Genomic DNA, 12,678 nt, shown 5'->3' on the forward strand with positions numbered 1-12,678 from the left:
CCGGACCGGGGCGGGCGTGATCCCCGCCATGGCCGGCGGGCGGGACGGATCAGAACAGCACGGTGGCGAGGGTGCCGACCGGCTGGAAGCCGCAGCGCTCGTAGACCCGGCGGGCGGGCAGGTTGAAGTCGTTGACGTAGAGGCTCACGGTCGGCGCGACCCGCAGCAGCGCGTCGCGCACCACCGCCGCCATCGCCGCGGTGGCGATCCCCCGCCCGCGCCACTCGGGGGCCACCCAGACCCCCTGCACCTGGGCGGTACGCCGGGTCACCACTGCCAACTCGGCCTTGAAGACCACGCGGCCGTCGACGAAGCGGGCGTACGCCCGACCGGCCCGCACCAGGTCGGTGACCCGCCGCCGGTAGGCCCGTCCACCGTCCTCGGCCAGCGGCGAGACGCCGACCTCCTCGGTGTACATCGCCACCGCCGCCGGGAAGAGCCGGTCGATCTCGGCGGCGCACACCCGACGTACCTGCGGGTCGGCGGAGACCGGGGGCAGCGCGTCGGTGGCCAGCAGCGGCTGGTTGGGGCGGACGTCCCGGGCCGGACCCCAGTGGGTGGACAGCCGGTCCCAGAGGCCGAGCACGGCGTCGGCCCGCCCGACTATCGAGGAGCAGAGGCGCTCCTCGGCGGAGAGCTGATCGGCGAAGGCGGCGACGGCCGGCTCCGAGGCGAGCACCGGGGTGAGGTTCCCGCCCAGCCAGCAGATCGACTCCAGGTTGCGGCGCGCCCCGTACCCCAGGATCCGCCCCTCGGCCCGCCACCAGGCCAGGCCACGGGCGGCGACCCGCTCGGCGACCTGCGCGCCCGCGAACGGGTCGAGGTCGAGCAGCCGCTCGACCGCGCGGCGCTCCGACTCCCCCAGTTGGCGTACCGGCATCGTCAGCACGGCTACCAGCCTGCCAGATGTGGGCGGCCAATCGCCGGCCGACCGGTCAGACGGTGACAGGTTCAGCCACCGGCTCGGCCGGCCGGGTCCGCGCCGCCCACCGCACCACCGGCGGCACCAGCGCGCCGAGCACCAGGAACAACCCGCCGAGCACCAGCCAGCCCGGCGCGCCCCAGCCGACCGCGAGACTGGTCACCACCACCGGGGCGACCATCCCGCCGAACTGCATGCCCATCCCGTACGCCCCCTGGTACTGGCCCTGCGCCCGGGCCGGGGCCAGGCCGAAGGAGATGCCCCAGCCCGCCGCCGCGTGCCACAGCTCGCCGACCACGTGCACGAGCGCCCCGGCCAGCAGCAGCGCCACGGCGACCGCGGTCGGCACGCCGGCGCTGGCGGCGAAGAGCGCGCAGGCCACCGCGATGACCACGCCCGCCCGCCGGGCGGCGCGCGCGGCCCCGGGCAGCTCCTCGGTGCCCCGGGAGGCGCGCACCTGGAAGAGCACCACGGTCACCGTGTTGACCAGCATGCAGGCGGAGATGAGCCAGTGCGGCGCCGTGGTGTGGTCGGCGATCCAGAGCGGCAGGGCGATGTTGAGCAGCCCGAAGTGCATCGACATCAGCCCGTCGAGCACGGTGAACGCCAGGAAGGGGCGGTCCCGCAGCGCGATCAGCCGTGGCCCGTGCGTGGGCGCCGGCACCGGCGGGACCGGCGCCAGCCGGAGCAGCACCACCGCCGCCAGCAGGTAGGTGACGCAGTCGAGCAGGATCAGCGCGACGTACGCGCCGCGGGTGTCGGCGGCGAGCCCGACGCCGGCGACCACGGCGCCGACCGAGATCCCGACGTTGGTGACGGCGCGCAGCCAGGCCCGGGTGCGGACCCGCTGGTCGGCGGGGACGGCTCCGGCGATCAGCGCGCCCCGGGCACCCCGGCTGGCGGCGTCCGCGACCGCCATCAGCACCCCGACGACCAGGAACGTCGGGAACGACCGGACGGTCACCAGGGCGGCGGTGAAGACGCCGGAGGCGACCAGCGCGGCGAGCTGGATTCCGCGCGGGCCGTGCCGGTCGGCCAGGTACCCCATCGGCGTGCTGGCGATCAGGCTGACCAGCGCGGTGACGGTGAGGCCGACGCCGACCTCGCGCACCGAGAGGCCGACCGAGCGGGTGAGGAAGAGCGCGCTGACGGTCAGCCAGGTGCCCCGGCCGACCGTGTTGACCAGGGTGGAGAGGGCGAGGGTCCGGGCCGGACCCGGTTCGGGAAGCAGGCGCACGCCGACACTCTAACAAGACGTACGTACGGTTTGGTACCGGGCCTCCGCCAACCCACTTGTCGCCGACACGTTGGGAGATCGACTCCCGCACCGGCGGGGCCTGGCGGCCCAGCCCCGGCTCGATCTACCCGACCCTCCAGCTGCTGGAGGACGAGGGGGTTATCGAGGCCAGCGCGGACTCCTCCACCGGTGGACGGAAGCGGTTCGGCCTCACCGACGCCGGCCGCGAGGAGGCCGCCGCCGCGGCGCAGACCCCACCCTGGGCGGACTTCGCCGAGAACACCGTCAACAGCTGGCACGACATCCGCGACGCCGGCGCGCAGGCGATGCACGCGCTGCGCCAGGTGATGATGACCGGCACCGACGACCAGCGGGAACGCGCCGCCCAGGTCCTCGACGAGACCCGCCGCAAGCTGTACGCCATCCTCGCCGAATCCGAGTGACCGCCGCCCGGCGGTCGCTCCCCCGCGGCCTCGTCCCCCCGGGCAGGAGTGGCGGTCCAGCCGGTGGCCGCCGCTCCTGCCGGAGCTGGCGTCAACCGCACTTGTGCGCCGTGAGAAGCAGATACTCCCACCGCATCACGCCGTCGTCCGGCGTGTGCCGCCGCGCCAACTGGGTGAGGTCGTGGTCGAGGGCGGCCACCCGCTCGGGGTCGCCGGCGATCGCCCGGTACACGGAGATCGTCGGTCCGTAGTGGGTCTTGAAGTAGTCGCGAAACGCGTCGGGGCCGGCGAACCTGTCGACCATGACGGTCTGGCGGCGCGTGACGACGTCGGTGGCCCGGTCACCCAGCAGTGCGCGGACGTGCTCCTCGCTGCCCCAGAGCGGCGGGGGCTGCGCGCCGGGCGGCGGTGGTGGCGCGTACGGCTTCATCGTGGCGAACAGCTGACCGATGAAGCCTTCGGGCGTCCAGTTGAGCAAGCCGATCGTCCCGTCCGGCCGGCAGACCCGGACCAGTTCGTCGGCGCTGACCTGGTGCCGGGGAGCGAACATCACGCCCACACAGGACAGCACCGTGTCGAACTCGCCGTCGGCGTACGGGAGGTCCTCGGCGTCGGCCTGCTGCCACTCCAGCTCGGCACCACGCTCTGCGGCGAGCGCCCGGCCGGCCGCCAACAACTCCGGGGTGAGGTCGCTGGCCAGCACGCTGGCCCCGGCCAGCGCTGCCGGAATGGCCGCGTTGCCGGTGCCTGCGGCCACGTCCAGCACCCGGTCCCCCGGTTTCACACCGGCCGCCCGGACCAGGATCGCACCCAGTTCCGGGATGATCTCCTCGGCGAGCGCGGGGTAGTTACCCAGTGCCCACATCTGTCGATGCCGGGTCTTCACGGCCCGGTCGATCTCCATCGCATCGGTCTGCTCGATCATCACGTGTCCTCCACCCGTCTTGCCCTCAGACGCTAGGCAGCGGAAGACAGGCGAACTAGTACGAGATCTGTATCGGCGGCCGGCCGGTCCTGATCCCGGTTGCGCAGGCGGCATAGCCTGCAGCCATGGGGACCTCCTACCAGCAGTTCTGTCCGGTCGCGAAGGCCATGGAACTCCTCGACGAGCGGTGGACGCTGCTCGTCGTCCGGGAGCTGGTGAGCGGATCCCAGCGGTTCAACGAGCTGCGCCGCGGCCTGCCTCGGATGTCACCCACCCTGCTGTCCCGGCGGCTGCACCAACTCGTCCGGGCCGGCGTCGTGGAGCGGCACACTGACGGCAACGACGTACGGTACGTCCCCACCCAGGCCGGGCAGGAGCTGCGGCCGGTGCTCGAAGCACTCGGCGCGTGGGGGGTCCGCTGGATCGGTGAACTCGGGGACGAGGACCTGGACCCGAAGCTGCTGCTGTGGGACATGCACCGCAACGTCGATCACAGCGCCGTCCCGCACGGGCGGACCGTCATCCAGTTCCGCTTCCGTGACGTGCCGGCCGCCCTTCGTGACTGGTGGCTCGTCATCACCAGCGAGGAGGCCGACGTCTGCGATGTGGATCCCGGCCACGGCGTGACCGTGACGGTGACCGCGAGCCTGCGCGGCATGGTGGGGGTCTGGCGAGGCGACCTCAGCTGGCCGGAGGCGCTTCGCGGCGGCGCGGTGGCGGTGTCCGGCCCCGAAGCGCTCCGACGGGCCCTGCCCCGGTGGTTCACGCTGCCCGGATTCGCCGCCGTACCCAGACCGACGCCGACGGCCTGACCGCGACCCAGGGCCCCGCCGTGCCCGCCGGTACGGCCCGGGAAGGGCGGGTGCGGCTGTCCCCGCGGGGACGGCCGCACCCGCGTGCCGACTCCGTCGGTCAGTGGACGGTGACGGTGGCGCCGGGGACCAGGTCGCGGAGTTCCTCGGGGATCTCGGCGCCCATCTCGTCGGCGAGGCGGAGCGCCTCCTCGATCAGCGTCTCCACGATCTGCCCCTCGGGCACGGTCTTGATGACCTGGCCCTTGACGAAGATCTGGCCCTTGCCGTTGCCGGAGGCGACGCCGAGGTCGGCCTCGCGGGCCTCACCCGGGCCGTTCACCACGCAGCCCATGACGGCGACGCGCAGCGGCACCGGCAGCCCCTCCAGGCCGGCGGTGACCTCCTCGGCCAGCTTGTAGACGTCGACCTGGGCCCGGCCGCAGGACGGGCAGGAGACGATTTCCAGGCCCCGCTCGCGCAGGCCCAGCGACTCCAGGATCTGGTTGCCGACCTTGATCTCCTCGACCGGCGGCGCGGAGAGCGAGACCCGGATGGTGTCGCCGATCCCCTCGGCCAGCAGCGCGCCGAAGGCGACCGCCGACTTGATGGTGCCCTGGAACGCCGGGCCGGCCTCGGTGACGCCCAGGTGCAGCGGGTAGTCGCACTGCTCGGCGAGCTGCCGGTACGCCCGGATCATGACCACCGGGTCGTTGTGCTTGACCGAGATCTTGATGTCCCGGAACCCGTGCTCCTCGAAGAGCGAGCACTCCCAGAGCGCCGACTCGACCAGCGCCTCGGCGGTGGCCTTGCCGTACTTGGCGAGCAGCCGCTTGTCCAGCGAGCCGGCGTTCACGCCGATCCGGATCGGCACGCCGGCCGCGCCGGCCGCCTTGGCGATCTCCTTGACCTTGTCGTCGAACTGCCGGATGTTGCCCGGGTTGACCCGGACGGCGGCGCAGCCGGCGTCGATCGCGGCGAAGACGTACTTCGGCTGGAAGTGGATGTCGGCGATCACCGGGATCTGCGACTTGCGCGCGATCGCCGGCAGCGCCTCGACGTCGTCCTGGCTGGGCACGGCGACCCGGACGATCTGGCAGCCGGACGCGGTCAGCTCGGCGATCTGCTGGAGGGTGGCGTTGACGTCGGAGGTGAGGGTGGTGGTCATCGACTGCACCGAGACCGGCGCACCGCCACCGACCGGCACCGAGCCGACCATGATCTGGCGGCTGGCCCGACGGGGGGCCAGCGGCGGGGGCGGTACGGCGGGCATACCGAGACTGACAGCGGTCACTTCAGGCACTCACCTTGAGAAGAGCGTGATCGGATTGATGACGTCCGCGGTGACGGTCAGCAGCGTGAAGGCGCCACCGACCAGGATCACCGCGTACGTGAGCGGCATGAGCTTCATGTAGTCCACCCGGCCCGGGTCGCGGCGGCCGATCCGGGCGTACAGCCAGGAGCGGACCCGTTCGAACCAGGCGATGGCGATGTGGCCGCCGTCGAGGGGCAGCAGCGGCAGCAGGTTGAACACGCCGACGAAGAAGTTCAGCGAGATGAACAGGAAGGGCAGCATCTGCCAGAAGCCGTTCGCCAACGCCTCGCCGCCGAGCCGGCTGGCGCCGACCACGCTGATCGGGGTGTCCTTGTCCCGCTCGCCGCCGGTGACGGCGGTCCAGAGGGCGGGCACCTTCTGCGGGATCCGCTTCATCGCCTCGTAGGTGCCGACGGCGAGGTCCTTGGTGTAGCCGGCGGTGGCCGGGATCGCCTCGACCGGGCCGTACGTGACGGTGGCCGGCACGCCCGGCGGCGGGACCGGGCCGGCGACGCCGAGGGCGGAGACGGTCTTCGGGGCGCCGTTCGGGTCGTCCAGCGGCTTGCGCTGCACGGCGGCCAGCGTCACCTGGGCGTCGTTCTGCACGCCGTCGCGCTCGTAGCGGATGGTGGCCTTGCCCGGGGGCAGGTCGCGGACCTTCTTGACCAGCTCGGTGTAGTCGGCCACCGGCGTCCCGTTCACCGCGAGGATCTTGTCGTCGTCGCGCAGCCCGGCCTGCCTGGCGGGGCTGGCCGGATCGCCGGGGGCGCAGTCGCGCTGGGGGTCGGTGGGGATGACGCAGTCCACGACCTTGACGTGCGCCGGCAGCGGGTTGGGCAGGTCCTTGTTCGGCATCCCCACGAACATCGCGACGAGCCAGATGGCGACGATCGCGAGGGCGAAGTGGGTCACCGAGCCGGCGGACATCACGATCGTCCGCTTCCAGACCGGGTAGCGCCACATCGCCCGGTGCTCGTCGCCCGGTTCGACGTCGTCGTCCTGCGGCGTCATCCCGACGATCTTGCAGAAGCCGCCGAGCGGGATGGCCTTGATGCCGTACTCGGTCTCACCGCGGCGGAAGGACCAGAGGGTCGGGCCGAAGCCGACGAAGTAGCGGGTGACCTTCATCCCGAACGCCTTGGCGGTCAGCATGTGACCCGCCTCGTGCAGGCTCACCGAGATGAGAATCCCCAGGGCGATCGCGACCACCCCGAGCAGATAGAGCATCAAGCTTCCTTCCCCGACCCCGAGATGATCTCCTGCGCGTGCGCTCGTGCCCACGACTCGGCCGCGAGCACGTCCTCGACGGTACCTGGTTCGCCGAAATCGGGTGCCTCCTCCAACACCCGGCGCAGGGTGTCGACGATGCCGAGGAAGGGCAGCCGGCCGGCGACGAAGGCGGCGACGCACTCCTCGTTCGCCGCGTTGTAGATCGCCGGGCGGCAGCGGCCGGTCTCGCCGGCGGCCTTGGCCAGAGCGACCGCCGGGAACGCCTCGTCGTCCAGCGGGGCGAACTCCCAGGTGTGCGCGGTGGTCCAGTCGACCGCGGCGGCGGCGTCGGCCACCCGGTCGGGCCAGCCGAGGCCGAGGGCGATCGGCAGCCGCATGTCCGGCGGGCTGGCCTGGGCGAGGGTGGAGCCGTCGACGAACTCGACCATCGAGTGGATCACCGACTGCGGGTGGACCATCACGGTGATGTCGGCGTAGGGCACGTCGAACAGCTCGTGCGCCTCGATCACCTCAAGCGCCTTGTTGACCATGGTGGCGGAGTTGATCGTGACGACCGGGCCCATGTTCCAGGTGGGGTGGGCCAGGGCCTGCGCGGGAGTGACCTCGGTCAGCTCGTCGCGGCGCCGGCCGCGGAACGGCCCGCCGCTGGCGGTGACGACCAGCCGGCGCACCTCGCCGCGGGCCCCGCCGCGCAGGCACTGCGCCAGCGCCGAGTGCTCCGAGTCCACCGGCACGATCTGCCCCGGCCGCGTCACCGCGGCCTTCACCAGCGGGCCGCCGGCCACCAGCGACTCCTTGTTGGCCAGGGCGAGGGTACGGCCGGCGCGCAGCGCCGCCAGGGTCGGCGCCAGCCCCAACGACCCCACCACCCCGTTGAGTACGACGTCGCAGGGCCACTGCGCCAGCTCGGTCATGGCGTCCGGGCCGGCGACGATCTTCGGCAGCCGGAAGTCCCCGGTGGCCCAGCCGCGCCGGCTCGCCTCGGCGTAGAAGGCGAGCTGGAGGTCCTGCGCGGCGGAGGACTTCGCCACCCCGACCGCGTCCACGCCCAGCTCCAGGGCCTGCGCGGCGAGCAGCTCCACGTTGCCGCCGCCGGCCCCGAGCGCCACCACCCGGAACCGGTCCGGGTTGCGCCGCACGATGTCGATGGCCTGGGTGCCGATCGAGCCGGTGGAGCCGAGCAGAACGAGGTCGCGGGGAGTTGTCACGCGGCCATTCTGCCCCGGCGTCACTGTGCGCCCGCTGGGAGCCTCAGCCCTGCGGCGTCGGCTCGGGCGCGAAAGCGGCCTGGGTCATCCGGGCTCACCCCTCGGCGGACAGTCTGCTGACACCCAGCTCGACCGCCGGGACAGCAGCTCCGGCACCAGCCAGCGCTGTCCTCAGGCGTGTCGCAGGAAGGACGACCTATGCCTGGTGAGCGATATACCTGAGAGGCATAAATATGACTCTCAGGTATATCGCTCACCAGCATGTCCGGGGGGTGGGCACTACGCTCCGTGACGATCCGGCGGGGGCGACCTACCGCCGGACGGCCTGCGGCCCCGACTCGACCGGATCGGCGCTGAGCAGTCCCCGGCCGCGCAGGTAGGAGTACAGCTCGGCCTGCTGTTCGACGCTCAGACCGTCGATCGGGACCGGGAACACCTGGTACCGGCTGAGCCGGAACAGCAACTGGCCGGGGATCGGCTCCACCCCGGTCAGCGCCTCCCAGCGCACGACGCTGTCGGAGAGCGCGTTCGCGCCGCGCACGCCCTCGTCCGAGATCGTCCAGGTGATGGGGATGCCGTGCATCTTCCAACTGGCCCGGACCAGCGCCCGCAGGACCAGCGGCGACAGCACCACAGCGGTCACCGCGGCGGCGACCCAGGGCACCGCCTCCAGCGGATCTCCGAGGAGCACGGCGACCAGGGCCGGCAGGAGCAGCACGACCGGGCAGAGCCAGTACAGCAGCAGCGTGTGCCGGTAGGCGCGGCGCAGGGCGGCGGTGAGCCGCCGCCGGTCCGGCTGCGTCTCGAAACTGATCATCACGGCGGAGGACGATACGGCCCACCCGGCGTTCTCCGCTGTCCCGGCAGACGTCAGCCGTCGGCCCGGCGGACGAAGGTTTCCAGCACCTCGCCGCCGTACCAGTCGGTGCGCCGGCCCAGGTGGACCATGCCGAGCCGGCGGGCCACCGCCATCGACGGGTCGTTGCCGGGCGGGATCACCGCGCACACCTGCGGGGTGCCGGCGGCGAACTCGCGGGCCAGCACCGCGCGGGCCGCCTCGGTGGCGTACCCGTGTCCCCAGGAGTCCGGGTGCAGGTGCCAGCCCACCTCGATGTCGTCGGTCTCCGTCACGCCGTCCGCCCCCGGCAGCGGCTTGAGGATCAGGGTGCCGGCGACCCGGCCGGTGTCTCGGACCTCCATCGCCCAGGTGCCGTACCGGCCGCCCTGGCCGGCGTGCCGTTTCCGCCAGATGGCCAGCCGGTCCAGGGCCTGGGCCGGGTCGGTCAGCGGCAGGCCGGACGCGGCCAGCCAGCGGGTGATCTCGGTACGCGAGTAGATGTCGAAGATCCGGTCCAGGTCCGCCGGGGCGTCGGTCCAGTCCCGCAGCACCAGGCGTTCCGTGGTGAGCACCGTCATGACGCGCGATCGTAATGCGTGCCCCGGCGCGGGAGGGGGAAGGAGGTCGCGATGGGCCACGCATGGCAGCGCACGAAGCGGATCACCAGCGCCGCCTTCCGGCCGGTACGCGGCCGGGACATCTCGCTGCACGCCGCCGCGATCACCTTCTACGGGGGGATCGCCGTGGTGCCGGTGGCGCTGCTGGCGATCTGGCTGACCTCGCTGCTCGCGGGCGGGGAGCGGGTCCGCCGGCTCACCTCGTACGCGGTGACCACGCTGCCGGACGCGATCGGGGCGCCCCGGGCGGTGGAGGCGCTGGTCGCGGCCGGGGTGGAGCTGACCCCGCTGCTCGCGCTGGCCGCCCTGCTGCCGGCATCGCTCTACGGCGAGGGGCTGCGTCGGGCGTTCGTCTCGGTCGCCACACCGCCGAACCCCGACGAGTCGCTGGTGGGCTGGCGTGGTCGGCTGCTGCTGCTGCCGCTGCTCGCCCCGGCCCCGGCACTGCTGCTGTCGATCCTGATCGCCCTGCCCACCACCACCTACCTGGTCCGGCAGGGCGGCTGGATCGGCGCGCTCGGCGTGGTGCTGTCGTTCCTGGCGGTGTGGCTCGTGCTCACGCCGGTGCTGATGTGGGTGTTCCGGGTCGTGGGGCCCGCCTCCCCGGACTGGTTGTCCACCCTCCTCCTCGGCTCGTTCACGGCGGCGAACCTCTCCGGCTTCCTGCACGGGTTCGTGCTGTTCGCCTCGCTCCCGATCGACCTGGGGGTGCCCTTCGGCGGCTTCGACGAGATCGGCGCGGGCGTCGCGGTGCTGCTCTGGCTCTACCTGTTCCACGTGATCGTGCTGGCCGGCTACTCCGCCACCCTGGCCCTGAGCCGCTGGCGCGCCCAGCGCCGCTGAAACCCTCCGGCCACAGAAGCCCTCCGGGCGCTGAAGCCCTCCCGCCGGGGGCCGCGCCGCACTAGGCTGCCCGGGCATGAGCGAAGCGAGTGAGCTGCCGGCCCGCGCCGACGTCGTGATCGTCGGATCCGGGCACAACGGGCTGGTCTCGGCCGTCCTGCTGGCCCGGGCCGGGCTGGACGTGCTGGTGCTGGAGGCGGCGGAGGAGATCGGCGGGGCCACCCGCACCGAGAACCCGTTCCCCAAGGTCCCGGGGCTGCGCCACTCCACCGGGTCGTACCTGCTCGGGCTGATGCCGCCGGAGCTGCTCGCCACGCTCGACGTGCGGATCCCGGTGCTGCGCCGCGACCCGCACTACTTCCTGCCCACGCCGGGCGGCATCGGCTCGCCGTACCTGCTCTTCGGCAGCGACGTCGCGGCGACCCGCAAGCAGCTCGCCGAGTTCTTCTCCCCCGCCGACGCGGCCGCCGACGACGCGTTGCAGGCCGAACTGGCCCAGCTGCGCGAGGACCTGGCGCCGGCCTGGCTGGCCGAGCCGCTGCCGGTGGAGGAGACCGCCGAGCGGTACGTCCGCCCGGCGCTGCGGCAGGTCTTCGTCGACCTGGTGCGCGGCTCGGTCGCCGACCACCTGGCCCGCTTCGACTTCCGCTCCGAGCTGCTGGTCAGCATGTACGCGGTCACCGACGGCCTCTCCGGCCTGAACGCCGGCCCGGACGATCCCGGCACCGGACACAATTTCCTGGTGCACAACATGTGCCGGCTGCCCGGCGCGGGCGGCACCTGGATGATCGCCCGGGGTGGCATGGGCACCGTCTCGCGGACCTTCGCGGAGGCCGCCCGCGCCGCCGGGGCCACCATCCGCACGGGTACGCCGGTGACCGGGGTGACCCTGGACGGCGGCGCGGCCAGCGGGGTGACCCTCGCCGACGGCCGGCACGTCGCCGCCCCGGTGGTGCTCGGCGCCTGCGACCCGTACCGGCTGATGGACCTGCTGCCCGACGGCGCGCTCCCGGCGCCGCTGCACGAGCGGATGACGGCGGTCCGCCGCCCCGGCACCACCCTGAAGCTGAACCTGGCGCTGACCGGGCTGCCCCGCTTCGCCTGCCTGCCGGCGGGGGCGCCGAGCCCGTTCGGCTCCACCATCCACCTGCTCCCCGGCTCGGCCTCGCTGGTCGGCGGGGGCGGCGAGGCGCCGATGGCCGCGCTGCGCGCGATGTGGGCGGACGTGCAGGCCGGCCGGCTGCCCGAGGAGCCGACCATCGAGTGGTACCTGCACACCACCGTCGACCCGTCGCTCTCGGACGAGGCCGGCCACCACTCCTCGGCCCTGTTCGTGCAGTCGGTCCCCTACGAGCTGGCCGGCACCACCTGGGACGAGGCCATGCCCGGGTACGTCGAGAAGCTGATCGCCATCTGCGAGCGGTACGCCCCCGGCGCCGGCGATCTGATCGCCGACGCGGTACCGCTGCCCCCGCCCGGCATCGAGGCGCACTTCGGCATCACCGGCGGGCACATCCACCACGTGGACAACACCGTCTCGTTCACCGACCGCATGCCGTACGCGACCGGCGTCGACGGCGTCTACGCGGGCAGCGCCGGCTGCCACCCGGCGGGCAGCGTGATCGGCGCCGCCGGCCACAACGCCGCCCGCCGCATCCTCAGCGACCTCGGTCGCTGACCTCACCGCCGGCCTCGGCGGGGGGCAGATCGCCGGGGCGGCGGATGAGGGAGAGACCGACGAGCAGCAGGTAGAGGACGAGGCTGAGGATCGGGTCGACGAAGACGAAGGCGAAGGCGATCAGGTAGAGCAGTGGGCGCAGCAGCAATCGCCGCGAGACCGCCCGGGCCAGTTGGGGATCCAGGTCGGGGTGGAGCAGCCGCCGCTTCCGAGCCCACCACCAGCTCAGGTTGAAGAAGAGCGACTCGCCGAGCACGGTGCCGAGGTAGAGGCCGGCGGTCAGCCGCTGCTCGGTCGCACTGCCGCGCAGGTTGTCCGACAGCAGGTCGGCGGTGAACGGGATGGCGGCCACGAAGAGCAGCACGAGCAGGTTGAACACCAGCAGCAGCTGGTCGACCCGGACCACGTACCGCCACATGTTGTGATGGCCGAGCCAGATCTGGCCGGCGATCCCGAAGGTGATCACGTACGCCAGGTAGGTGGGCCAGGCGTGGGCGAGGGCGTCGGGAAGCTCCCTCCCGGTGGCCCTGGCCGGACCGTACTGGAGCAGTTCGACGGCCATCACCGTCAGCACGACCGCGAAGACACCGTCGCTGAACGTCTCCACCCGGGAGGCGTCCCGGGCCATCTC

The 12,678-nt window shown here is 72.8% G+C and carries 12 protein-coding genes and 1 pseudogene; 4 read left to right on the forward strand and 9 right to left on the reverse strand.

The features are described 5' to 3' along the window. Nucleotides 1-49: 49 nt before the first annotated feature. A complete protein-coding gene (locus tag ACTMS9_RS18830) occupies nt 50-889 on the reverse strand; it encodes a GNAT family N-acetyltransferase (protein WP_441165586.1) in 840 nt (279 codons plus the stop codon). A gap of 46 nt (nt 890-935) precedes the next feature. Next, a complete protein-coding gene (locus ACTMS9_RS18835; protein ID WP_441165587.1) occupies nt 936-2,159 on the reverse strand; it encodes an MFS transporter in 1,224 nt (407 codons plus the stop codon). Nucleotides 2,160-2,230: 71 nt separating this feature from the next. On the opposite strand from ACTMS9_RS18835, the pseudogene ACTMS9_RS18840 reads away from it, so the two are divergent. Beyond that, nucleotides 2,231-2,602, forward strand: a pseudogene (locus ACTMS9_RS18840) (PadR family transcriptional regulator); the annotation flags it as partial. A 91-nt stretch (nt 2,603-2,693) separates the two neighbouring features. Here the strand turns inward: ACTMS9_RS18840 and ACTMS9_RS18845 are convergent. After that, a complete protein-coding gene (locus ACTMS9_RS18845) occupies nt 2,694-3,527 on the reverse strand; it encodes a class I SAM-dependent methyltransferase (RefSeq protein ID WP_441165588.1) in 834 nt (277 codons plus the stop codon). 125 nt (nt 3,528-3,652) lie between these two features. On the opposite strand from ACTMS9_RS18845, the gene ACTMS9_RS18850 reads away from it, so the two are divergent. Beyond that, nucleotides 3,653-4,339 carry a winged helix-turn-helix transcriptional regulator gene (locus ACTMS9_RS18850; protein WP_280838733.1) on the forward strand — a complete coding sequence of 229 codons (687 nt, stop codon included), beginning with the start codon at nt 3,653-3,655 and terminating at the stop codon, nt 4,337-4,339. A 100-nt stretch (nt 4,340-4,439) separates the two neighbouring features. On the opposite strand, the gene ispG is transcribed toward ACTMS9_RS18850, so the two are convergent. The 5 genes from ispG to ACTMS9_RS18875 form a co-directional block, all read right to left on the reverse strand. Then, nucleotides 4,440-5,612, reverse strand: a complete 1,173-nt coding sequence (ispG, locus tag ACTMS9_RS18855; RefSeq protein ID WP_088963467.1) for a flavodoxin-dependent (E)-4-hydroxy-3-methylbut-2-enyl-diphosphate synthase — start codon at nt 5,610-5,612, stop codon at nt 4,440-4,442. A gap of 9 nt (nt 5,613-5,621) precedes the next feature. Continuing rightward, entirely contained in the window at nt 5,622-6,860 is a 1,239-nt protein-coding gene (locus tag ACTMS9_RS18860; RefSeq protein ID WP_441165589.1) for a M50 family metallopeptidase, read from the reverse strand. Further along, entirely contained in the window at nt 6,860-8,071 is a 1,212-nt protein-coding gene (gene dxr / locus ACTMS9_RS18865) for a 1-deoxy-D-xylulose-5-phosphate reductoisomerase (protein ID WP_154943506.1), read from the reverse strand. Before dxr ends, ACTMS9_RS18860 begins: the two co-directional genes overlap by 1 nt. Nucleotides 8,072-8,381: 310 nt before the next feature. Continuing rightward, entirely contained in the window at nt 8,382-8,888 is a 507-nt protein-coding gene (locus tag ACTMS9_RS18870; protein WP_441165590.1) for a YcxB family protein, read from the reverse strand. A gap of 53 nt (nt 8,889-8,941) precedes the next feature. Next, nucleotides 8,942-9,487 carry a GNAT family N-acetyltransferase gene (locus ACTMS9_RS18875; protein WP_441165591.1) on the reverse strand — a complete coding sequence of 182 codons (546 nt, stop codon included), beginning with the start codon at nt 9,485-9,487 and terminating at the stop codon, nt 8,942-8,944. Nucleotides 9,488-9,538: 51 nt separating this feature from the next. Here ACTMS9_RS18875 and ACTMS9_RS18880 point away from each other — a divergent pair, with 51 nt between their 5' ends. Together ACTMS9_RS18880 and ACTMS9_RS18885 are read left to right on the forward strand one after the other, a co-directional pair. Then, entirely contained in the window at nt 9,539-10,369 is an 831-nt protein-coding gene (locus ACTMS9_RS18880; protein WP_441144471.1) for a YhjD/YihY/BrkB family envelope integrity protein, read from the forward strand. Nucleotides 10,370-10,445: 76 nt separating this feature from the next. Continuing rightward, on the forward strand, nt 10,446-12,047 hold the full coding sequence (locus tag ACTMS9_RS18885; protein WP_441144473.1) for a phytoene desaturase family protein: 1,602 nt from the start codon (nt 10,446-10,448) through the stop codon (nt 12,045-12,047). On the opposite strand, the gene ACTMS9_RS18890 is transcribed toward ACTMS9_RS18885, so the two are convergent. After that, complete coding sequence (locus tag ACTMS9_RS18890; RefSeq protein WP_441144998.1) at nt 12,028-12,675, reverse strand: TMEM175 family protein; 648 nt, start codon at nt 12,673-12,675, stop codon at nt 12,028-12,030. The genes ACTMS9_RS18885 and ACTMS9_RS18890 overlap by 20 nt on opposite strands. Nucleotides 12,676-12,678: the final 3 nt, after the last annotated feature.

This window comes from Micromonospora sp. L31 (genome assembly GCF_052068075.1).
Classification (GTDB): Bacteria; Actinomycetota; Actinomycetes; order Mycobacteriales; family Micromonosporaceae; genus Micromonospora; species Micromonospora purpureochromogenes.

Bases quoted from the DNA above. Each gene is read 5' to 3' on its own strand.
- ACTMS9_RS18870 (WP_441165590.1), bottom strand. From the start codon at position 8,888: ATGATCAGTTTCGAGACGCAGCCGGACCGGCGGCGGCTCACCGCCGCC.
- ACTMS9_RS18890 (WP_441144998.1), bottom strand. From the start codon at position 12,675: ATGGCCCGGGACGCCTCCCGGGTGGAGACGTTCAGCGACGGTGTCTTC.
- ACTMS9_RS18875 (WP_441165591.1), bottom strand. From the start codon at position 9,487: ATGACGGTGCTCACCACGGAACGCCTGGTGCTGCGGGACTGGACCGAC.
- ACTMS9_RS18860 (WP_441165589.1), bottom strand. From the start codon at position 6,860: ATGCTCTATCTGCTCGGGGTGGTCGCGATCGCCCTGGGGATTCTCATC.
- ACTMS9_RS18845 (WP_441165588.1), bottom strand. From the start codon at position 3,527: ATGATCGAGCAGACCGATGCGATGGAGATCGACCGGGCCGTGAAGACC.
- ACTMS9_RS18885 (WP_441144473.1), top strand. From the start codon at position 10,446: ATGAGCGAAGCGAGTGAGCTGCCGGCCCGCGCCGACGTCGTGATCGTC.
- ACTMS9_RS18850 (WP_280838733.1), top strand. From the start codon at position 3,653: ATGGGGACCTCCTACCAGCAGTTCTGTCCGGTCGCGAAGGCCATGGAA.
- ACTMS9_RS18880 (WP_441144471.1), top strand. From the start codon at position 9,539: ATGGGCCACGCATGGCAGCGCACGAAGCGGATCACCAGCGCCGCCTTC.